A 20,504-nucleotide genomic window follows, 5' to 3' on the forward strand; every position below is an offset into this window, starting at 1 on the left:
CCTTGATTACCAGAGGCCGCGGCCCTCGATCGGTTTGAAGAACCCGATATCCCGCAGGCATTTGTCGAGGCTGCCGCCCGAGGCATAATCGAGCAGTTCATCCGGCAGCTCGTCTTCGGCGATGGAGCGCGGCAGCACGAGAAGTACTTCGCCGGCCTGTTCCTCGACGACGCTGATCTTCATCGACGGGATCGGATCATTGCCGAACATCTCGCGGATGGCGGCATGCGGGCTGCTCTTCAGCAGCTCGCGGAAGGCAGTATCTGAGGTTGCCCTGGCAACGAGCGCGGCTTCAATGTGCGCACGTGCACCGGCAACGGCTTCGGTCATGGACGTCATCTGAATATCCTTTCTGATCAAGTGATGAGTGGTTACTTCTTCTTGTCGAACCGGCCGAAGAGCCAGTCGTTCTTGAACTGGTTCCAGCATTCCTGCGCATTGCCGCCAGCGGCATAGTCGAGGATTTCGTCCGGCAGTTCGTCCTGGGCGATCGCACGGGGCAGCACCAGGGTGACCTCGCCGGCCTGTTCCTCGATGATGCGGATCTTGAGCGAGGGGATCGGGTCCACGCCAAGCAGCTGCTTCAGGGCAGCGCGCGGATCGCTCAGCAGCAGGGTGCGGAAGGCGGCATCTTCGCCAGCCTTCGCCAGCAGCGCTTCCTCGACATGCTGGCGCGCGCGAGCCATCGGGTCTGTTGAACTGGTCATGTGAATGGCCTTTTCCGTTTTGCTTGCTGCTTGTGGCAGCCAGCGCCGCCGCAAAATCCAAGCATTGACCTTTGAAATATCGTATTGTTCTGCCGTTGATCTGCGGGCTTCGCAGAGACAACGGGAGGTGAAAAGCAACTCTGGAAAATCGAGCCGCGCATTACTCGGTGCGTGCCCGCTTTCTGATGTTTCTTTTCTATTGCATGGCTGGCAGCTTCTGGTGATTGGACCTGAAAAATTCCAAATCACGCCGGAGCGGGCATTGGGGCAGCTCTGCCGCAATCATGGCCTCGACAAGTGCCGCCGGAATGGAGGACGATTGCAACGCCCGCGAAGCCGCGCAAAGGATCAGGAGCCGCCGAACCATCATGCAGACCGGCATTACAACGCTTTCCGCCGTCCAGCTGTCCGCTGCCATCCATCAACGGCAGATCTCCTGTGTCTCCGTGATGGAGGACTATCTGGAGCGGATCGGGCGGATCAATCCGCTGATCAACGCGCTCATTTATCTGCGCCCTGCAAGGGAATTGCTGGAAGAGGCGCGCCTGTGCGACCGGGAGCTGGCGGATGGGCATTCGCGCGGCTGGATGCACGGGATGCCGCAGGCGGTGAAGGATCTGGCGGAGGTCAAGGGCCTGCCGTGCTCCTGGGGTTCACCGCTGTTCCCCGGCTATGTGTCCCCGGCTGATTCCATTCACGTGGCGCGGGTGCGGGCGGCAGGGGCCATCTTCATCGGCAAGACCAACACGCCGGAATTCGGCCTTGGCTCCCACACCCGCAATCCGGTTCATGGGGCGACCCGCAATCCGCATGATCCGGTACGCAGTGCCGGGGGCTCCAGCGGCGGCGCGGCTGCGGCACTGGCCGCAAGGCTGCTGCCGGTGGCCGATGGCTCGGACATGATGGGCTCGCTGCGCAATCCGGCCGGTTTCAACAATGTCTACGGCTTCCGCCCCAGCTTCGGCCGGGTGCCGAACGGCAAGAGCCCGGATCTGTTCTTCAGCCAGCTTGGAATCAACGGCCCCATGGGGCGCACGGTGGCCGACATGGCACGGCTGCTGGAGACGCAGGCCGGATATGATCCGGTTGACCCGCTGTCGCTTGCCGATGAAGACCTGACATTGCGCGGAGCTGCCAATCTCACGGGCCGAAAGGTGGCCTGGCTGGGGGATCTGGGCGGCTATCTGCCGTTTGAACCGGGCGTTCTGGAGGTCTGCCGCAAGGCGCTGGATGTGCTGTCTGCGATGGGCTGCGAGGTGGTGGAGGTGACCCCGCCGTTCGACTTTGCAAAGCTGTGGGAGTGCTGGCTCACCTTGCGCAGCTTTTCCGTCGCCCACGGCCTGCGCGGGTTCTACGACAAGCCGGAGGCTCGGGCGAAACTGAATGCCCAGATGCATTACGAGTTCGAGCTGGCCCTGAGCAAGAGCGCGGAAGACATTCATGCCGCTTCCGTGGTGCGCACCAGCTGGCATGCCGCGATGCGGCGCATGTTCGAGACCTACGACTTCCTGATCCTGCCGTCGGCGCAGGTGTTTCCCTTCGATGTCAATCTGCCCTGGCCCGGTGAGATCGGAGGGCGGACGATGGACACCTATCACCGCTGGATGGAAGTGGTCATCGGCCCGACTCTGGCAGGCCTTCCCGTGGCTGCCGTTCCCGCCGGTTTTGGGGCGGGCGGATTGCCGGCCGGCGTCCAGCTCATCGGCCCTCCAAGGGCGGACCGGCAGACGCTGGAGTTTGCGCTGGCCTATGAGGAAGCGGCGGGGATCGGGACAGGCGGGCTGGAGTTGTGACGATTACCAGCGCGGCGCGGTGAGGAGGCCTTCGGCATCCTCAGCCGCAGCGCGGCAGACGGCCTTGCCGTCTTCCAGCTGCACCTGACCGGAGGCGACCAGCGCCAGTGCCTGCGGATAGATCTGGTGCTCGACGGTCAGCACCCTTGCCCCCAGCGCCTCGGGCGTGTCGCCGGACAGCACAGGCACGGCGCCCTGTGCAATGATCGCGCCTTCATCCATGCCGGGCGAGACGAAATGTACCGTCGCGCCATGCAGCCGCACGCCCGCTTCCAGAGCGCGCTCATGGGTGTGCAGGCCCTTGAAGGAGGGCAGCAGGGCAGGGTGGATGTTGATCATCCGCCCGTTCCAGCGTTCCACGAACCAGGGCGTCATCAGCCGCATGAAGCCGGCGAGAACCACCAGTTCGATGCCTTCTGCCACAAGCATGGCGTCCAGCTCGCGCTCGAAGGCTTCCCGGTCACGGCCATAGGTCTTGTGATCGAGAACCCTGGCGGGAATGCCGAAGCTCTCCGCCCGGGCAATGCCGCCCGCATCCGGCCGGTTCGAGACAACGAGGACGATCTCGGCCGGATAGGCAGGGTCCTTCGCAGCCTCGATCAGGGACAGCATGTTGCTGCCCCGGCCCGAAATCAGAACGGCGGTGCGCTTGCGGCTCACGGTCATGCGAAAATGCTGAGGTGATTGTCGAAGATGACTTCGCTTTCGCCTTCGGCCCCGGCTTCCATGCGGCCGATGATGGCAACGGTCTCGCCTTCGGCCTCAAGGGCTGCCTTCACGGCTTCCACGCTGTCAGCGGCAACGGCCACGACCATGCCCGCGCCGCAGTTGAAGGTGCGCAGCATTTCCTTTTCGGCGACGTTGCCGGTGTTGGCAAGCCAGCCGAAGACCGGGGGAACGGAAACGGCGGACAGATCAATGCGCGCATTGGTGCCTTTCGGCAGCACGCGCGGCAGGTTTTCGGGCAGGCCGCCGCCGGTGATATGCGCCAGCGCCTTCATGCCGGAGGTGGCCTTGAGGGCGGCCAGCAGCGGCTTCACATAGATGCGCGTCGGCGTCATCAGGGCTTCGCCCAGCTTACGGCCTTCCGCGAAGGGGGCGGCATCCTCATAGGTAAGGCCCGAAATTTCGACGATCTTGCGTACCAGCGAATAGCCGTTGGAATGGACGCCGGAGGAGGCGAGGGCAAGCAGCACGTCGCCCTCCTGAACGTCAAGGCGCGGCAGCAGGCCATCGCGCTCGACGGCGCCGACGGCAAAGCCTGCAAGGTCATAGTCGCCCTTACCGTACATGCCCGGCATTTCCGCCGTTTCGCCGCCGATCAGCGCACAGCCGGCGATCTTGCAGCCTTCCGCGATGCCGCCAACGACGGCGGTTGCCGTGTCCACATCCAGCGCCCCGGTGGCGTAATAGTCGAGGAAGAACAGCGGCTCTGCGCCCTGAACAACCAGATCATTGACGCACATGGCAACAAGATCGATGCCCACGGTGTCGTGGCAGCCGGTGTCGATGGCGACCTTCAGCTTGGTGCCGACGCCGTCATTGGCGGCAACCAGCAGCGGATCGGAGAAGCCTGCAGCCTTCAGGTCGAAGATGCCGCCGAAGCCGCCGATGGCGCTGTCCGCGCCGGAGCGGGCGGTGGCCTTGACCAGCGGCGCGATGCGCTTGACCAGAGCGTTGCCTGCGTCAATATCGACGCCTGACTGGGAATAGGTGAGGCCGTTCTTCCCCTGGCTGTCCTGCGCGCTCATGGGTCAAGTCTCCGTGCCGGTTGCGGTTTGCCAGCGCAATGCCCGATTTTCGGGCGCCTTGCAACGGCTGAGAGGGTGCACATCACGAAAAACCGCCGATTGCGCCCGCATGAGCCGTGGACGGCGGCGGCCAAGGGAGCAGGCGGGCAGCTTCCGGCTTGACCTTGCGGCCTGAAACTGCCCCTATCGCGCTCATATGCCCTGTGTTGCGGTGCATAACGGAGTTGCTTCATGACGTTACGCCGGCAGGTCCAGTTCTGGCTTCTGTCTCTCCTGGCCTTCATCCTGTTCATGATGGTCTTCAGCGCGGTTCTGCTGCCTTTCGTGGCGGGCATGGCGCTGGCCTATCTGCTGGATCCGGTGGCAGACTGGTTCGAGCGCCGGGGCTTCAGCCGGCTTGCGGCCACGCTGATGATCCTGCTGCTGTTCGTCATTCTTCTCATCGTGGTTCTGGTGCTGCTCGTACCGGTTCTGGGCAACCAGATGCTGGGATTTGTCGACCGGCTTCCCTCGCTGGTCCGCTCGCTGCAGGACCTCCTGACCGAGCAGCTGGGCGACCGGCTCACCAGGTTCAGCGGCCTGAAGGTCGAGGACATGCAGTCGTCTCTTGGCGACATCATGGGCAAGGCGGCCAGTTGGATCGGCGGCGTGCTGAAATCGGTCTGGAGCGGCGGACAGGCGCTGATGTCGATCCTGTCGCTCTTCGTGGTGACGCCTGTGGTTGCCTTCTACATGCTGCTCGACTGGGACAACATGATCGAGCGCATCGACAGCTGGCTGCCGCGCCAGCATGCGGAAACCATCCGCGAACTGGCGCGCGAGATGGACAATGCCGTCGCCGGCTTCGTGCGCGGGCAGGTGTCCGTCTGCCTGCTGCTGGGCCTCTTCTATGCCGTGTCGCTGGTGATGCTGGGGCTGAATTTCGGCCTGCTGATCGGCATTGGTGCGGGGCTTGTCAGTTTCATTCCCTTTGTCGGCGCGGCGCTCGGGTTCATCGCCTCCATGTCGGTCGCGCTGGTGCAGTTCTGGCCCGACTGGCACTGGATTGCAGCGGTGGCAGCCGTGTTTGCCGTGGGGCAGTTTCTGGAAGGCAACATCCTGCAGCCGAAGCTTGTGGGCAGCAGCGTCGGCCTGCATCCGGTCTGGCTGATGTTTGCCCTGTTTGCCTTTGGATATCTCTTTGGATTTGTTGGTATGCTTGTGGCTGTTCCGGCGGCTGCCATGGTGGGCGTGCTTGCGCGTTTCGCGCTAAGGCAGTACCTAGCCAGTGCCCTGTACAAGGGCACGGGCGTTCCGGAACAGTCCGGAGCTTCTGACGAGTAGAGTTCAAAGCCCAAGAGACCATGGCTGACACACCGCGCCAGCTGCCCCTGATCCTGCCGCATGAGCAGGCCCTGAGCCGGGATGACTTCCTGGAAGGCGAGGCCAATCATGCCGCGCTGGAGATGATCGAGTCCTGGCCTGACTGGCCGGCCCCCGTCACCGTGCTGGCGGGGCCCGTGGGCAGCGGCAAGACGCATCTGGTGGAGATCTGGCGGGCGCTATCGGGGGCGGTGGTGATCCAGGCCCGTGACCTCACCTCTGAAAAGGTGGCGGATCTGGTGGCGGCCGGGGCTGTTGCCGTCGAAGATGCCCATCGGGGCTTTGACGAGACGGCGCTGTTCCACCTCATCAATGCGGCGCGGCAGGCGGGGGCAAGCCTCCTGATCACCAGCCGCACGTGGCCGTCGAGCTGGCCGCTGACTCTGCCGGATCTGGTCTCGCGCCTCAGGGCTGCGACACCTGTGGAAATTCTGGAGCCGGATGACGGGCTTTTGCGCTGTGTCCTTGTGAAGCTCTTTGCCGACCGGCAGGTTGCCATTGACCAAGGGGTGGTGGACTATCTTGTCGTGCGCATGGAACGCTCGCTGGGCGTCGCGGGCCGTCTGGTGGCCGCGCTTGACGCAGAAGCACTGGCCGCAGGCAGCCGCATCACCCGCAGCCTTGCTGGCAAGGTGCTGGAGCGGCAGTCCGGCAAGGCCTGACGTCATTTGAAACGGGAGCAGCATTTTGGTTGACAGGGAAGAGACACCGGCAGCACCGCAAGCGGAGGGCGCCCAGCCTGTACCTCAGGCCAGGACAGCGCCGAATGGTGTTGATCCTGCGGCGGTGGAGCAGATGATGCAGTCGCCGGCCCGGTTCATGAACCGGGAGCTCTCCTGGCTGCAGTTCAATCACCGGGTGCTTGAGGAATCCATCAACAAGGATCACCCGCTGCTGGAGCGCCTGCGCTTCCTGTCGATCTCGGCGAACAATCTCGATGAATTTTTCATGGTGCGCGTCGCAGGCCTCAGGGGGCAGCTGCGCGCCGATGTGAGCCTGCGCTCCGACGATGGCCTGACACCGGCCGAACAGCTGGAGAAGATCGGCGCGGCCTGCCAGCGCCTGCAGAGCGAGCAGCAGCGCCTGTGGCGGCAGATCCGTTCGGAGCTGGTCGGCGCCGGCATCCGCATTCTGCTGGCGACAGACCTCACTGAGGCGGAACGCGACTGGCTGGAAGGCCATTTCCTTGCCCATATTTTCCCGGTTCTGACGCCGCTGGCGATCGATCCGGCGCATCCGTTCCCCTTCATTCCCAATCTCGGCTTCTCGCTGGTGTTCGAGCTGGTGCCGGTGAAGGGCGGGCGCGGCATGACGGCGCTGATCCGCCTGCCGGCCCATATCGACCGCTTCGTCCGCCTGCCGGATCTGGGGCAGGGCGAGGGCGAGGTCCGTTACATCACCATCGAGAAGGTGATCGGGCTCTTCATCGGCCGGCTGTTCCCCGGCTACGAGATTCGCGGCAAGGGCACCTTCCGTGTCATCCGTGACAGCGATCTTGAAATCGAGGAAGAGGCGGAGGATCTGGTCCGCCTGTTCGAATCCGCCCTCAAGCGCCGCCGCCGCGGCTCGGTGATCCGGCTGGAGATCGATGCCAATGCCCCGGCCTCGCTCAGGGCCTTCGTCGCCAATGCGCTCGGCGTGACGGATAACGAGATTTTCCTGGTGGATGGCCTGCTGGCGCTGGACAACCTGTCCCAGCTGGTCGCCATGGACCGGGACGACCTGAAGTTCACGCCCTACACGCCGCGCTTCCCCGAGCGCATCCGCGAACATGGCGGCGACTGCCTCGCCTCCATCGTGCAGAAGGACATCATCGTTCACCACCCATACGAATCCTTCGATGTGGTGGTGCAGTACCTGCGCCAGGCGGCGCAGGACCCGGATGTGGTGGCCATCAAGCAGACGCTCTACCGCACCTCGAAGGACTCGCCCATCGTCAAGGCGCTGGCGGAAGCTGCCGAGGCCGGAAAGTCGGTCACGGCGCTGGTGGAGCTGAAGGCACGGTTCGACGAGGAAGCCAACATCCGCTGGGCCCGCGATCTGGAGCGGGCGGGCGTGCAGGTGGTGTTCGGCTTCATCGAGCTGAAGACCCACGCCAAGCTTTCCATGGTGGTCCGCCGCGAGAATGGCGAGCTGAAGACCTATGTGCACATCGGCACGGGCAACTATCACCCGATCACGGCGCGTATCTACACGGATCTGTCCTATTTCACCGACGATCCGGAAATCGGTCAGGATGCGGCGCGCGTCTTCAACTACATCACCGGCTATGCGGAACCCGCCGAACTGAAGCGGCTCGCCGTTTCGCCCGTGACCATGCGCAAGCGCATCATGGAGCTGACGGAAGCCGAGATCGAACATGCGCGGGCAGGGCGGCCGGCGCAGATCTGGATGAAGATGAACTCGCTGGTGGATGCCGGCATCATCGATGCGCTCTACCGGGCAAGTCAGGCAGGCGTGCAGATCGATCTGGTGGTGCGCGGCATCTGCTGCCTCAGGCCCGGCATTCCGGGCCTTTCGGAGAATATCCGGGCCAAGTCCATCGTCGGGCGGTTCCTGGAGCACAGCCGCATCTTCTGCTTCGGCAATGGCCATGGCCTGCCTTCGCCGCAGGCGCATGTCTACATCGGTTCGGCCGACATGATGCCCCGCAACATCGACCGGCGCGTGGAAATCCTTGCGCCCATGCTGACGCCGACGGTGCATGAACAGGTGCTGGACCAGATCATGGTCGCCAATCTGCGGGACAATCAGCAGAGCTGGCGCATTCTGGCCGATGGCACCCACGAGCGCATCATTCCGGGACCGGGCGAGGAACCTTTCAACGCCCACCGGTATTTCATGACAAACCCTTCACTCTCGGGCCGTGGCAAATCGCTCAATGCTGACAGACCTAAACCCTTCATGGAGCGGCCAAAGCGTGGCTGATTCAAGCGAAAAGCATCCCCCGGCCCGCGGCCGTTTCAATGGCAGCGGGCCGGTCGCAGTGATCGACATCGGATCGAATTCGGTCCGCCTTGTCGTCTATGAACGGGAAGCGCGCTCCCCGACGATCCTGTTCAACGAAAAGGTGCTGGCAGGCCTTGGCCGCGGCATTGCCACCACCGGGGAACTTGCCGAAGAATCGACCGCTTCGGCCCTGGCGGCGCTGAGCCGGTTCCGGTTCCTGTGCAGCCATCTGGACGTAAAGGCGGTCTATGTCCTGGCAACGGCAGCCGCTCGTGATGCCAGCAATGGCGCGGCTTTCGTTGCCGAAGTGGAACGTGTGACCGGCCAGACGGTACGCATCCTCAACGGCGCGGAAGAGGCCTATTACTCGGCTCTGGGCATCATGGCCGGCTTCTGGAAGCCGCATGGCGTCGTCGGCGATCTGGGCGGCGGCAGTCTGGAGCTGGTCAGCATCGGCGCCCGCGGCCCGGGCGAGGGGGAAACCTTCCCGCTGGGCGGATTGCGCCTGCAGGAAGCCTCGGGCGGGCGTATTCCGCGCGCCCAGAAGATCGTGGATGATGCGCTGGCGAAAGCCAACTGGCCTGCCCGCGCGGCGCGCCATACGTTCTATGCGGTCGGCGGAACCTGGCGCTCTCTGGCCCGGCTGCATCTCTTCCAGGCGGGCTATCCGCTGCATGTGATGCACAATTATGCCATTCCGGCGGAAGAGGCGATCGAGTTCTGCCGGGTGGTCTCCACCCGGGACGTGAACACGCTGGACTTCATCGACGTCATCTCCCGCCAGCGCCGCGCCCTGCTGCCCTTTGGCGCCATCGTCATGGAACGGGTGCTCCGGGCCATGAAGGCCGACCGGGTGGTCATGTCGGCCACCGGTGTGCGCGAGGGGCTGCTCTACGAGCACCTGCCGCCTGCCATCCGCCGTCAGGATCCGCTGCTGGAATCAGCCCGTGAGCTGGCGCATCTGCGCGCCCGTTCGCCGCAATATGCGGAGGAACTAATCACATGGACCGATCAGCTCATGCCGGTGATCGGGGTGGATGAAACCGAGGAAGAGCTGCGCCTGCGCCATGCAGCCTGTCTTCTGTCCGATATCGGCTGGCGCGCGCACCCCGATTATCGCGGCGAGCAGAGCCTCAACATCATTTCCAACGCCGCCTTTGCCGGTATCGACCATGCGGGCCGCGCCTATCTGGCGATGACGGTGTTCTTCCGCCATCAGGGGCTGATTGACGACGCCCTGTCGCCGCGTCTGCGCGAGCTGGCCCCGACCCGGCTGAAGGAGCGGGCGCGCATTCTGGGTGCGGCGCTGCGCGTGGCATCGCTGATCTCCGCCTCCATGCCCGGCACGCTGCTGAAGACCCTGATCCAGCGCGACGAGGACAGCCTGACGCTGACCTTGCCCGGTGAACTGGCGATGCTGGATGGCGAGCGCCTGCGCAAGCGTATGGTGCAATTTGCCAAGCTGGTCGGCGCCAAGGGCGAAGTTCTGCCGCTGCCGTGAGTGACTGAAGTGACTGCGGCAGATCGCTCGCAGTCAGTTGACGGTGACGGGCTCGTCGGCCGTGCGTGTCGCATCGGCGTGCAGGAGGGCCGCAGAGATGGTTTCCGGGCTTTCCGCCCCGGCAATCGCAAAGCGGCCGTCGATGATGAAGAAGGGCACGCCGGTGACACCCATGCCGCCGGCCTGCTCGATCTGGCTGCGCAGCTTGGCAAGGTCGCTGTCCGTTTCCAGAAGCTGGGCAACAAGATCGGATTCCATGCCCGCTTCTGCCGAGATATCGACCAGCGTCGAGGCCTTGGACAGATCGCGTCCTTCGATGAAATAGGCCCGGAACAGCCGCTCCACCACGTCATCCTGCAGCCCGTCCGCCCGGGACCAGAGGATCAAGCGGTGGCTGTCGAGCGTGTTGGGGGACACGCGGATCCTGTCGAAGGCGAAGGCAATGCCTTCTTCCGCCCCTGCGGCGCTCACCTTCTGGTAGATGGCGGCTGCCTTGGCCGGGCCTCCGAATTTCTCGTTCAGATAGGTTTCCCGGTCCTTGCCTTCACGCGGAAGCGACGGATCGAGCTGGAAGGGATGCCAGCGCACTTCGATGTTGAGGTCCGGCACCTGCCGGATGGCTTTTTCGAGCCTGCGCTTGCCAATGTAGCACCAGGGGCACATGACATCTGAGATGACATCGACGGTAAGGGGCGGTTGTTCCGCCATGGCTGCCTCCTGGCTGCGGGCTCATGTAGGGTCAGGCTAGACAGACTTGTTGAGCCACGCAAGGGCAACCAGAACGGATATCCGCTGCACTGCTTACAAAAGGGTTGAGCCGAGAATGGCGTTGATGCGCCGCTTCAGGTTCGGTCCGGCCTGATCATGTTTCAGCACCGCCACAGGTCCCCGGCCCGCCACATAGCAGATGAGGTCCTCCTCCCGGCTGGTGGCATCGGCAATGGAGAGGATCGTACCGGACAGATCGCCTGCGAGCTGGGTGACGGGGATATTGGCCGCGTCTGCTTCCGGGGACAGCCGTACCTCATCCAGCATCAGCCCGCGCAAGGCCGCCTGATCGGCGCTGCGATGCAGATAAGCCTGATAGAGGGGCATGGGCAGGCCTTCCTCGCCCGCCTGCCGCAGCAGCCAGACACGGCTTTCCGCGAGCAGGCGGTCGGCGAGTCGGCGGCGCTTGCCCATGCGGATGGCGCTGGCAATCCTGGCTGACAGCATGGCCCGCGTCAGGTCACCATGCAGCACATCATTGGCGCCCATCTCGAACAGGGCCGCCACTTCCTGCCGGTCTTCGGCAAAGGCCAGCACGGGGATCTGGGAGAAGCGGGCATCGCGGCGGATGCGCTCGACCAGATCGAGGCTGTCGTCGATTCCGGCCTCGATGATCACCGCGTCGAACGCGCGCTGGGAGAGGTAGTTTTCCGCCATGTCGGCGGACAAGGCACCGATCAGATCCACGTTTCTTGCGCGGGCGTCGAAGAGCTCGATGAAACGGCGGCCAAGGCCCGCGACCAGAAGGCTGGAGCCGCCCTGCTGATGCGGCGCAGAGCCATAGCTCGGCACGCGGCCAAAAACGAGCCGGCGGATGCGCGCCTCGTCACTGCGCAGGATGGCACGCTGGCGCGCACAGATCATGCGGAACAGGCTTGCTTCGGGGATATCCGCGTCAACAAGGCCGTGGGAGCGGCGCAGCGGCAGGCCGACAGCACTTCCGGCGCCGCACAGGAGCAGGGCAGGAACCTCCACCGGCAGCTTGCTCTCGGCCCTCGCAAGCCGGGCGAGCGGCGCAAGCGTCTGGTCCAGCCGCACCACAACAGCCGCCGGCAGTTCTGCCAGATCGTCATCGCTCGCCGTCAGCAGGTCGAGTTCACGCGGCCAGCCGGGAGCGCCAGCGCCAAACACCGGCTCCGGACCAATGCGCCAGACGGGCCCCTGCCAGACGAGGGCACTGTCGCCATCACCGTCAAAGGCCGCCATTGATCATGCCACCTGCCGGTCCTGGCGCTGAAGCCGTGCCGCCAGCCGGTGCCGGTCGACGGTGCCATCCTCCTGCCTGGGGAGCGCCTGCAGCATCAGGACACGTGTGGGCACCTTGGCCAGATCCACCCGTTCGGTATCGAGCCAGGCAAAGAAGGCACGGGCATCGGGCGAGCAGCCGGGGCGCATGACAAGGGCCGCGTAGAGCTTTGCGCCCAGGATCGGATCATCCACCAAAAAAGCGGCAGCCTCCGTCACCTCGTCATAGGCGGCGTAGATCTGATCGATCCCTTCCAGCGCACCGGCGCCAGGGGCCAGCTCGCCCGGAATGCCGAACCCGGCAAGTCCGCCTTCAACGGGGATCACGGAAACGCCTGTCCGGAGAAAACCGGCCGCGTCAGTCAGTGGACCCGGCCCAGCCTTGCGGCCGGCTTTCCAGCCGGCATCGGCAACCATCGGGCCGCGGGCCAGCAGCTTGTGCGGGTTGCCATTCTCGCCGCCTTCCGTCTTGATCTCCAGGACGCCGGCGGAAATATCGGTTCCGGCCGGGGCACCAAAGCTGCCAAGCGGAATGGGGTGGATGCGGGCCGACTTGCCGCGCAGCCTTGCAACCAGCGCATATTCATCCGCCACATGCAGGTCCACCAGCTGGTGGCGCGGCACGAAGGTGGTGGCCTGCGGTGAGGAAATGCTCCAGCAGGCAACGATGCTGGTGGACTTGCGGCCCAGCCGCACATCCAGCGCCTCGGCCAGCGGGCCGGGCGTCAGCACATAATCGGCCTCCACGGCCTCGGCATGGGCCGCAAGGCGCTGCAGCGAGGTGGGATGATGCAGGTGCATGGTGCCGCCGGACAGGAGCCACGGGACAAGCCCGGCACCGACACCCGTCATGCCGCTGAAGGCATAGGGAACAACAATGCTGGCCCCATCCGGCAGGCGTGTTTCGAGATAGGGCATGAAGCCGGCGGCAATCCACTGATTGTGGCTGCGGGTCACGGGCATCGGCTCTGCGCCATTGCGCGACCAGGTGACCGTTGCCGTATGTTCCGCCGAATTGGGCCGCGACAGCTGCGGGGCGGGCATGTCGTCGCCCATCTCGGCAAGCACGGGCCCCAGTTCGATCAGCCCGTCGGGAATGTCCTTGCCCAGGCCAAAGACGAAGCGCAGGCTGAACAGCTCGGCTGCCACATCGCGGGCGGCATGGGCCACCTGCCTTGTCTCCAATCTGTCCGCTGCCACAAGGCCCTTGGCGCCGAGACTGTTGAGCGCTTCCAGCACGTCCTTCTGCCGCCAATGCAGGGGCAGGGGCGAGACGATCAGCCCGGCCCTCAGCGCGGCCAGAAAGGCAATCACCGTATCCACGGTGTTCGGCGCCTGAATGCCGATCACATGGTCGGTGGACAGGCCAACGGCGGCATAGAAGGCGGCGAGCTTCTGGATCTCGCGCTCGGCTTCGGCATAGGTCAGCTGGCGGGCTTCACCGCCGGTCCAGGAGGAACGGTCGGGCGCGTCCACAAGGGCGAGCCGGTCCGGATTGGCGGCGGCCGTCTTGCGGAAGATCTCGTCGAGCGTCACGCGGCCCCAGAAAGCGCTGAGGCGGTTGCGTTCGATGGAGTCTGCAGGCGTTGTAATCATGATCCTGGTCCCTTGCCGGGTCTCAGTTGGCGCCTTCGGTTTTCCACCACGTCGTGGTTTCGAAACCGTAAATCGGGTCTATCTGAGGTGACGTGATTCTGGTCCAATGTCCAAGCCATTCCGCAGGCGGATGGAACAAGGGCACGGCGTAACGGCCTGAAATCAGAACACGGTCGAGCGCCCGGACGGCCGATATGAAGTCTTCCTTGCTGTGTGATGCGACCATCGCGGCGATCATAGCGTCAATCGCCGGCTCCTTTGCGCCGGTGATGTTGAACGAGCCGGGTGTATCGGCTGCGGCGATCGACCAGCGCCCCATCTGCTCGCCGCCGGGGGAGAGAGACGAGCTCCACATGTGGAACACCATGTCGAAGTCGAACTTGATGCGGCGGTCCTCGAACTGGGACGGGTCCACCGTGCGCACGTTTGCCTTGATGCCGATGACATCCAGATTGCGCGCATAGGCGAGGGCGATCTTCTCCTCGTCCTCGTTCTTGGTCATGATCTCGAAACTGACCGGCTGGCCGTCAGGCCCCTTCAGGATACGGCCGTCGAGGGTGTAACCGGCCTCCTTGAGCACGGCCATGGCATCGCGCAGCACGGCCCGGTCACGTCCGGAGCCGTCGGTTTCGGCAGGGCGCCAGGTGCCATCCATCACATCCGGATCCACGACGCCGGGGAAGGGGGCCAGAAGCTCCTTCTCCCGCTCGCTGGCCGGATGGCCGATGGACGACAGCTCCGACTTGTCCCAGTAGCCGGCGGTGCGGTCATAGAGGCCCGCATAGAGATTGCGGTTGATCCATTCGAAATCGAACAGCATCGACAGCGCCTTGCGCAGGCGCTTGTCGGCGAAGACCGGGCGGCGCGTGTTGAAGGCAAGGCCCTGGATCACCGGCGGGATGCCCTTGACGATCTCCTTGCGCACCACCTTGCCTTCCTTCGCCGCCGGGAAGTCGAAGCCATTGGCCCAGCGGGAGGGATTGTTGAAGGGCAGCACATCGATCAGCCCCTTGCGGAAGGCTTCCTGCAAGGTGGTCTCGTCGCGGTAATATTCGATGCGGATCTCGTCGAAATTGTCCATGCCGCGCTTGGAGGGCAGATCCTTGCCCCAGTAATCCGGATTGCGCCGGTACACGGCGCGGCGGCCGGGGACGATCTCGGCGAAGACATAGGGGCCGGTGCCAAGCGGCGGCTTCAGGCTGGACTTGTCGAATGTGTCAGGGTTCGTAGCGGCCTTGGAGAACATCGGCGCCAGCGCGATGAGCAGCGGCAGCTCGCGATTCTCGTTGTTCTTGAAGGTGAAGCGGACGGTTCTTTCACCGGTGACTTCACTCTTCTCGATCTCGGCATACCAGTTGCGGAAGGGCGGGCGGCCCTTCTCGCGCATGATATCGAGCGAGAAGATCACATCTTCGACCGTGAAGGGGCTGCCGTCCGAGAACCTGGCCTTCGGGTTCAGGCGGAATTCGATCCAGGACCGGTCTTCGGCCATGCGCACGGCCTCGGCGAGGTGGCCGTAGAGCGAGAAAGCCTCGGCGTTGGAGCGCACCATCAGGCTTTCGATGATGTTTTCGCCGAATTGCCGCTCCTTCATGCCGCGCGCGCTGGTGAAGCCGCCCTGCACCACGAAGGAATTGAGGCTGTCGAACGTGCCCTGCACCCCCAGCGTCAAAGTGCCGCCCTTGGGCGCATTGGGATTCGCATAAGGAAAATGTGAGTAGTCCGCAGGCAGGGCCGGATCACCATGCATTGCGATTCCATGGACCCAGGGAGCCGGGTTTTCCTCACCCGCGGCAGCTGTTTCCGGGGTCTGAGCGCGGCAATCCTGCGTGAAGGTTAAACCGCCCGCTGCCAGCACAAAGACCGGAAAAGCCAGCGCAAACCGGCGGAAAGCCGTCATGCGTCCGGTCTTTCCAGAAACAGTTTTCAGGGAAAAAGCCATTGTGTGATGCATGTCCATCTTGATTCTGTCGCTGGAATGGTAACACACCAGTGGCTACCCGCGCATTCCGCGCCCGGAGATGCTGGAAATCCGCTCACGATGCGGTTAAACATGGGCCCGCGCAGGTGAAGGGTCACCCTGTTGCCGCAATCTTCCGGCATCGGGGCTGGTGATGTCGGCCAGCGTGGCGGCGGCAGTTCCGCTGGACGCGCGGGGCCGTGGGGAACGCAAGGCCTGGACGAGCGAACGCACAATCGAGGATGTTTCGAATGAAGAGTTTTCTGATGAGGGGGATGGCGGGCTGTGCGGTCGCTGCGCTTGCCATGCTTGGTGGCACGGCCGCCGTTTCGGCGCAGCAGGCCGAGGCTGATTCCCCCTGGGTCAAGGTGTGCAATACCGATCCGAACGTGAACAAGGAAATCTGCCTTGTGACGCAGGAGCTGCGGACTGCCACGGGCCAGTTCCTGTCGTCGGTTGCGATTCGCGAGATCGCCGGCGAAGCGCGCAAGACGCTGCTCATCGCCGTGCCGACCGGTATGCTGATCCAGCCGGGCATGCGCGTGCAGGTCGATGCCGGCAAGCAGACGGAAGCCAAGTACGGCATCTGCTTCCCGAATGCGTGCTATTCGGAGCTCGTCATTGATGATGCCTTCGTCGCCCAGCTGAAGAAGGGCTCCAAGCTCGTCATCACCGCCTTGAACCAGCAGGCAAAGCCGGTTCCGCTGGAACTGACGCTCGCAGGCTTCACCAAGGTCTATGACGGCGCCGCCATGGATGTGGGCGAGATCCAGAAGAAGCAGGAACAGCTTCAGAGCGAGCTGCAGCGCCGCGCTGACGAAGCCCGTCAGAAGCTGATCGACAAGCAGAAGGAACAGACCCAGTCGGGCAACTGATCGGCCGGTCTTTCCTTACATGAACACGAAACGCCGCGCGGGAAACCGGGCGGCGTTTTCATTTGGGCCTTGCAGATGCCCGCAAGCGAGCCGGGCACGCCAGCCTGCCTAGTGCAGGCCGGTCGAGCGCGGCAGATAGGAGCCGTCATCCTGCTCTTCGAAGATTTCCTCGATCTGCGGATGGCGCACCGGTTCGCCCGTGTTGTCCGGCACGAGGTTCTGCTCGGACACATAGGCGACATATTCGGTTTCCTCGTTTTCCGCGAGGAGATGATAGAAGGGCTGATCGCGGCTCGGGCGGACATCCTCGGGGATGGCGTTCCACCATTCCTCGGTGTTGGAAAAGGTCGGATCCACATCGAAGATCACTCCCCGGAAGGGATAGACCTTGTGGCGGACGACCTGTCCGATCTTGAATTTTGCCGTACGCATGACTGTCACCGTGGCTTGAACCGGCGGAGACGCCCCATGGTGTGGAGGGGCACGATGCGGCGTCAGCGCGCGGTGAAGACTTTCCCTTATAATAGGGAACCGTCTAGAGTCCGTAAACCTCTGCAAACTTGGTGTCGCGCGCCGCAACAAGGCGTGCAAGGTCAACAATCACCTTGGCCTGTTTCCAGGTGGCATCATCCTGCATCTTGCCGTCGATCATCACAGCGCCGCTGCCGTCGGGCATGGCGTCCAGAATCCGGCGCGCAAAGGCGACTTCCGCCGGGTCCGGGCTGAACACGGTCTTGGCGATGTCCACCTGAGACGGATGCAGCGACCAGGCCCCAAGGCAGCCCATCAGGAAGGCATTGCGGAACTGGGCCTCACAGGCCGCCGGATCGGAAAAGTCGCCGAAGGGGCCATAAAAAGCCTTGAGGCCGGCGGACATGCAGGCATCGACCATGCGGGCCACCGTGTAGTGCCATGGGTCCTGCTGCATGCGGGCGCGGGGCGCGCCGCTGCCGTCCTCATCCGCCAGCACCGCATAGCCGGGATGGCCGCCGCCGACGCGGGTCGTCTTCATGCCGCGCGAGGCGGCAAGGTCCGCCGGTCCAAGGCTCATGCCGTGCATGCGCGGAGAGGCCGTGGCAATGGCCTCCACATTCTTCACCCCTTCAGCCGTTTCCAGAATGGCATGAATGAGGATCGGCTTCGTCAGGCCCGCGCGGGCTTCAAGCTGGGCCAGCAGCTGGTCGAGATAATGGATGTCCCAGGGGCCTTCGACCTTCGGCAGCATCACCACGTCGAGCTTGTGGCCCACCGCCGGAATGATCTCCAGCATGTCTTCGAGAAACCAGGGGCTGTTGAGGCAATTAACACGGGTCCACAAGCCCGTGCTGCCGAAGTCATTCGCCCTGGCCATTTCGATGAAACCGTGCCGGGCTGCCGTCTTGGCATCGGCGGGGATGGCGTCTTCCAGATTGCCGAGGATCACATCCACTTGCGAAATGAGATCCGGGATCTTGGCACGGATCTTTTCCAGATGCGGCGGCACGAAATGGATCATGCGCTCCAGCCGGACCGGCAGGTCGCGGAAGGGCGCCGGCGCGCCAATGGCAAGCGGGGCATAAAAGGCGCGTGGTGTCTTCGTCATGCTGCGGCTCCTCCGGTCCTCATGACCCACAGCTATAGCATCATGGTGCGGAGCAGCAATTCACCGAAAGACGGAAGCGCAAGCAGCGGATCAATCCGCCCACTTGCGGTGGATCCACATCCATTGCTCCGGCACTTCGCGGATCCATGCCTCGAACTGGGCATGGATGGCCGCCGTCGTCGCCAGAATATCGGCCTCCTTGTCCCCATCCGATGCCGGATCGATGCAGATTCCCTCGATGCGGAAGCGGGCGCCTTCCAGACGCACCACGCGGCCAATGACGATCGGTACGCCGCAGGCACGGGCGAGGGTGGCCGGCACCGGCGTCGCATAGGCCTCCCGCCCGAAGAACGGCACTTTGACGCCGCGCCGCTCGCGCAGGTCCGCCATCAGCGCAAAGACGCCGCCGGAACGCAGGATGGACAGCAGCTTGCGTGCCGTCTGATGCCCCTTGGAATAGAGCCCGAGCGGATAGAGCGTGCCGCGCAGGCTGCGCAGCAAGGCGTCGGAATAGGGGTTCTTCAACGCCTGATAGACGCCGGCCATCGGCAGGCCGCGCTGGAAGGCGGGCGTCACGCAAAGTTCCCAGCAGGCCGAATGCATCGACACGAAGACGCAAGGGCCAGCGCCGTTGAGAATGGCATCGGTCCGCGCATCCACCTGCAGCTCGAAACGGCTTTCGTCGCGGATCATCCGGTCGATCTGGAAGGTTTCGGCGGTCACCCGGCCGAGATTGTCCCACATGCCGTCGATGATCTGGCGGCGCTCTGAAGCCGTCAGCTCCGGCATGGCCAGTTCCAGATGCTTCAGTGCCCGCTTGTGGCGCTTGTTGAGCGGGGCAAGCTTGCGCCACAGAAAACCCATGGCAGCCGAAGCCCGGTCCACCGGCACGAGGCGGAACAGGAACACAACAGCCGCCAGCACGGCCCATTCAGCCTTCAGTGCGAAAGTGCGGAACGGAGAGCGCTGGGTCATCGGCTGTGGTCGGATCCGGATCATGGCCGGCAGGGCATGCACGTATGGCACATGTGCCCGGCCGGCGCGTCACATAGCCAGAGGGTTCATTGACCGTCTGGCGCGAACAGGTTAGGCGTGGATTACCCAAGCCACATGCCGGTTGCAAGCGGCAGATCCTCTGACGCTGCGCATTCCTCACCCTGTCTTGGCCCCTCACGTCTTGGCCCCGAAGTCTTGGCCAAAGGTCCCGGATCCTGCCATGCAAGATGTCATCGCGCTCGCCTTTCCCTTCTTCGGCCTGATCTTTCTGGGCTTCGGAGCGGGCAAGCTCAGCAAGATTCCGCCGTCCGGCATGGCGTGGATGAATTTCTTCATCATCTATATTGCGCTGCCCGCCCTGTTCTTCCGCCTCCTGTCGGAGACGCCGGTGGAACAGCTGACCGACCTCAGCTACGTGGCTGCGACCACCTTCGTCACCTACACGGTCTTTGCCATCTGCTTCTGCATCGGCGTGCTGGCGACCAAGGGCAGCATCCCCGAATCCACCATCATGGCCATCGGCGGCTCCTATTCCAACGTGGGCTACATGGGGCCGGGCCTGACCATGGCGGTGCTGGGGCCTGCCGCCACCGTGCCGACCGCTTTCGTCCTGTGCTTCGACAACACGCTGATGTTCATTCTGGCGCCGCTGATGATGGCCATGGCCGGAACGGAAAAGGAGCATCTGTCGCAGACCATGAAGAAGGTGGCGGTGCGTGTCTTCACCCATCCCTTCATTCTGGCGACGATCGCGGGTGTCGGCGCCGCCTTCATCGGCTTCAAGCCGCCGCAGGGGCTTGATACCATGCTGAAATTCCTCAGCGGTGCGGCAGCCCCTTGCGCGCTCTTTGCCATGGGCGTGACCGTGGCGCAGCGCCCCATCGAAAAGGTGCCGCTGGAGCTGCCGGTCATTCTGGCGGTGAAGCTGATCCTGCACCCGGTGCTGGTCTATCTGATGCTCACCTGGGTCGGCGGCTTTGACCCGGTCTGGGTCGCCACCGCCGTGCTGATGGCCTGTCTGCCGCCCGCGACCAACGTTTTCGTCATCGCGCAGCAGTATCAGGTCTACGTCAACCGCGCCTCCAGCCTCGTCATGATCGGCACCATGGCATCCGTGGTGACGGTGACGGGCGTGATCTGGGCCATCCAGTACGGGTGGCTTTAGGGGGCTTTGCCTCTCCAGCGTCATTCAGGACGCGCCTGCGCAATCCAGGGCCGTTGAGGCAAAGCCTGTAGCCCAACCGGTTGAGCTTGATCCCCGCCTTCGCGGGGATGACAAGGTGAGAAGCTGTAGAACGATTGACGGCGCTGACTGTGAGGGATGCTCTGCCTTGCCCTTCACCGCAGCGTCGCCCCGGCCTTCGAGCCGGGGCCCACTCATTTGCAGAGGGATGCCGAAACTCTTCGCAAGTGAGACAT

18 protein-coding genes are annotated in these 20,504 nt (G+C 63.9%); 7 read left to right on the top strand and 11 right to left on the bottom strand.

The features are described from left to right. Positions 1-6 precede the first annotated feature (6 nt). Positions 7-339: a hypothetical protein gene (locus tag AC0CMF_RS03100; RefSeq protein WP_050471846.1), complete on the bottom strand. Its 333-nt coding sequence runs from the start codon at positions 337-339 to the stop codon at positions 7-9. A gap of 32 nt (positions 340-371) precedes the next feature. Continuing rightward, positions 372-707: an NHLP leader peptide family RiPP precursor gene (locus tag AC0CMF_RS03105; RefSeq protein WP_050471847.1), complete on the bottom strand. Its 336-nt coding sequence runs from the start codon at positions 705-707 to the stop codon at positions 372-374. Positions 708-1,075: 368 nt separating this feature from the next. Between AC0CMF_RS03105 and AC0CMF_RS03110 the strand changes: the two genes are divergently transcribed. Continuing rightward, a complete protein-coding gene (locus AC0CMF_RS03110; RefSeq protein ID WP_374628182.1) occupies positions 1,076-2,500 on the top strand; it encodes an amidase in 1,425 nt (474 codons plus the stop codon). A 3-nt stretch (positions 2,501-2,503) separates the two neighbouring features. Here AC0CMF_RS03110 and purN read toward each other — a convergent pair whose 3' ends face one another. Both purN and purM read right to left on the bottom strand, forming a co-directional pair. Then, on the bottom strand, positions 2,504-3,166 hold the full coding sequence (gene purN / locus AC0CMF_RS03115; RefSeq protein WP_374628183.1) for a phosphoribosylglycinamide formyltransferase: 663 nt from the start codon (positions 3,164-3,166) through the stop codon (positions 2,504-2,506). After that, a complete protein-coding gene (gene purM / locus AC0CMF_RS03120; protein WP_374628184.1) occupies positions 3,163-4,251 on the bottom strand; it encodes a phosphoribosylformylglycinamidine cyclo-ligase in 1,089 nt (362 codons plus the stop codon). Before purM ends, purN begins: the two co-directional genes overlap by 4 nt. A gap of 231 nt (positions 4,252-4,482) precedes the next feature. Between purM and AC0CMF_RS03125 the strand changes: the two genes are divergently transcribed. The 4 genes from AC0CMF_RS03125 (at position 4,483) to AC0CMF_RS03140 (ending at position 10,063) form a co-directional block, all read left to right on the top strand. Further along, positions 4,483-5,574 carry an AI-2E family transporter gene (locus tag AC0CMF_RS03125; protein WP_374628186.1) on the top strand — a complete coding sequence of 364 codons (1,092 nt, stop codon included), beginning with the start codon at positions 4,483-4,485 and terminating at the stop codon, positions 5,572-5,574. Positions 5,575-5,594: 20 nt separating this feature from the next. After that, entirely contained in the window at positions 5,595-6,275 is a 681-nt protein-coding gene (locus AC0CMF_RS03130; protein ID WP_050471473.1) for a P-loop NTPase family protein, read from the top strand. A gap of 133 nt (positions 6,276-6,408) precedes the next feature. Continuing rightward, a complete protein-coding gene (locus tag AC0CMF_RS03135; RefSeq protein WP_050471849.1) occupies positions 6,409-8,541 on the top strand; it encodes an RNA degradosome polyphosphate kinase in 2,133 nt (710 codons plus the stop codon). Then, positions 8,534-10,063, top strand: a complete 1,530-nt coding sequence (locus AC0CMF_RS03140) for a Ppx/GppA phosphatase family protein (protein ID WP_050471474.1) — start codon at positions 8,534-8,536, stop codon at positions 10,061-10,063. The genes AC0CMF_RS03135 and AC0CMF_RS03140 overlap by 8 nt, the downstream gene beginning before the upstream one ends. Positions 10,064-10,096: 33 nt before the next feature. On the opposite strand, the gene AC0CMF_RS03145 is transcribed toward AC0CMF_RS03140, so the two are convergent. From AC0CMF_RS03145 to AC0CMF_RS03160, 4 genes are all read right to left on the bottom strand, one after another. After that, positions 10,097-10,771, bottom strand: coding sequence for a DsbA family oxidoreductase (locus AC0CMF_RS03145; protein WP_050471475.1), 675 nt, complete (start codon positions 10,769-10,771; stop codon positions 10,097-10,099). A gap of 93 nt (positions 10,772-10,864) precedes the next feature. Next, complete coding sequence (locus AC0CMF_RS03150; protein ID WP_374628187.1) at positions 10,865-12,037, bottom strand: PleD family two-component system response regulator; 1,173 nt, start codon at positions 12,035-12,037, stop codon at positions 10,865-10,867. Positions 12,038-12,040: 3 nt separating this feature from the next. Further along, positions 12,041-13,672 (bottom strand): AMP-binding protein, encoded by a 1,632-nt coding sequence (locus AC0CMF_RS03155; protein ID WP_374628188.1) that lies wholly within the window; start codon positions 13,670-13,672, stop codon positions 12,041-12,043. Between the two features lie 22 nt (positions 13,673-13,694). Further along, positions 13,695-15,572, bottom strand: coding sequence for an extracellular solute-binding protein (locus AC0CMF_RS03160; RefSeq protein WP_472480960.1), 1,878 nt, complete (start codon positions 15,570-15,572; stop codon positions 13,695-13,697). Positions 15,573-15,883: 311 nt separating this feature from the next. Here AC0CMF_RS03160 and AC0CMF_RS03165 point away from each other — a divergent pair, with 311 nt between their 5' ends. After that, positions 15,884-16,507 (top strand): invasion associated locus B family protein, encoded by a 624-nt coding sequence (locus AC0CMF_RS03165; protein WP_050471479.1) that lies wholly within the window; start codon positions 15,884-15,886, stop codon positions 16,505-16,507. 108 nt (positions 16,508-16,615) lie between these two features. On the opposite strand, the gene hspQ is transcribed toward AC0CMF_RS03165, so the two are convergent. The 3 genes from hspQ to AC0CMF_RS03180 form a co-directional block, all read right to left on the bottom strand. Beyond that, positions 16,616-16,939, bottom strand: coding sequence for a heat shock protein HspQ (gene hspQ, locus AC0CMF_RS03170; protein ID WP_050471480.1), 324 nt, complete (start codon positions 16,937-16,939; stop codon positions 16,616-16,618). 103 nt (positions 16,940-17,042) lie between these two features. Then, on the bottom strand, positions 17,043-18,089 hold the full coding sequence (locus AC0CMF_RS03175) for an HpcH/HpaI aldolase/citrate lyase family protein (protein ID WP_374628190.1): 1,047 nt from the start codon (positions 18,087-18,089) through the stop codon (positions 17,043-17,045). A 90-nt stretch (positions 18,090-18,179) separates the two neighbouring features. Further along, complete coding sequence (locus AC0CMF_RS03180) at positions 18,180-19,064, bottom strand: lysophospholipid acyltransferase family protein (RefSeq protein WP_374628191.1); 885 nt, start codon at positions 19,062-19,064, stop codon at positions 18,180-18,182. A 241-nt stretch (positions 19,065-19,305) separates the two neighbouring features. Between AC0CMF_RS03180 and AC0CMF_RS03185 the strand changes: the two genes are divergently transcribed. Further along, positions 19,306-20,250 carry an AEC family transporter gene (locus tag AC0CMF_RS03185; RefSeq protein ID WP_374628192.1) on the top strand — a complete coding sequence of 315 codons (945 nt, stop codon included), beginning with the start codon at positions 19,306-19,308 and terminating at the stop codon, positions 20,248-20,250. Positions 20,251-20,504: the final 254 nt, after the last annotated feature.

This window comes from Pannonibacter sp. CBAS1226 (assembly GCF_055685825.1).

Bases quoted from the DNA above. Each gene is read 5' to 3' on its own strand.
- AC0CMF_RS03100 (WP_050471846.1), bottom strand. From the start codon at position 339: ATGACGTCCATGACCGAAGCCGTTGCCGGTGCACGTGCGCACATTGAA.
- AC0CMF_RS03105 (WP_050471847.1), bottom strand. From the start codon at position 707: ATGACCAGTTCAACAGACCCGATGGCTCGCGCGCGCCAGCATGTCGAG.
- AC0CMF_RS03110 (WP_374628182.1), top strand. From the start codon at position 1,076: ATGCAGACCGGCATTACAACGCTTTCCGCCGTCCAGCTGTCCGCTGCC.
- purN (WP_374628183.1), bottom strand. From the start codon at position 3,166: ATGACCGTGAGCCGCAAGCGCACCGCCGTTCTGATTTCGGGCCGGGGC.
- purM (WP_374628184.1), bottom strand. From the start codon at position 4,251: ATGAGCGCGCAGGACAGCCAGGGGAAGAACGGCCTCACCTATTCCCAG.
- AC0CMF_RS03125 (WP_374628186.1), top strand. From the start codon at position 4,483: ATGACGTTACGCCGGCAGGTCCAGTTCTGGCTTCTGTCTCTCCTGGCC.
- AC0CMF_RS03130 (WP_050471473.1), top strand. From the start codon at position 5,595: ATGGCTGACACACCGCGCCAGCTGCCCCTGATCCTGCCGCATGAGCAG.
- AC0CMF_RS03135 (WP_050471849.1), top strand. From the start codon at position 6,409: ATGATGCAGTCGCCGGCCCGGTTCATGAACCGGGAGCTCTCCTGGCTG.
- AC0CMF_RS03145 (WP_050471475.1), bottom strand. From the start codon at position 10,771: ATGGCGGAACAACCGCCCCTTACCGTCGATGTCATCTCAGATGTCATG.
- AC0CMF_RS03150 (WP_374628187.1), bottom strand. From the start codon at position 12,037: ATGGCGGCCTTTGACGGTGATGGCGACAGTGCCCTCGTCTGGCAGGGG.
- AC0CMF_RS03155 (WP_374628188.1), bottom strand. From the start codon at position 13,672: ATGATTACAACGCCTGCAGACTCCATCGAACGCAACCGCCTCAGCGCT.
- AC0CMF_RS03160 (WP_472480960.1), bottom strand. From the start codon at position 15,572: ATGACGGCTTTCCGCCGGTTTGCGCTGGCTTTTCCGGTCTTTGTGCTG.
- AC0CMF_RS03165 (WP_050471479.1), top strand. From the start codon at position 15,884: ATGAAGAGTTTTCTGATGAGGGGGATGGCGGGCTGTGCGGTCGCTGCG.
- hspQ (WP_050471480.1), bottom strand. From the start codon at position 16,939: ATGCGTACGGCAAAATTCAAGATCGGACAGGTCGTCCGCCACAAGGTC.
- AC0CMF_RS03175 (WP_374628190.1), bottom strand. From the start codon at position 18,089: ATGACGAAGACACCACGCGCCTTTTATGCCCCGCTTGCCATTGGCGCG.
- AC0CMF_RS03180 (WP_374628191.1), bottom strand. From the start codon at position 19,064: ATGACCCAGCGCTCTCCGTTCCGCACTTTCGCACTGAAGGCTGAATGG.
- AC0CMF_RS03185 (WP_374628192.1), top strand. From the start codon at position 19,306: ATGCAAGATGTCATCGCGCTCGCCTTTCCCTTCTTCGGCCTGATCTTT.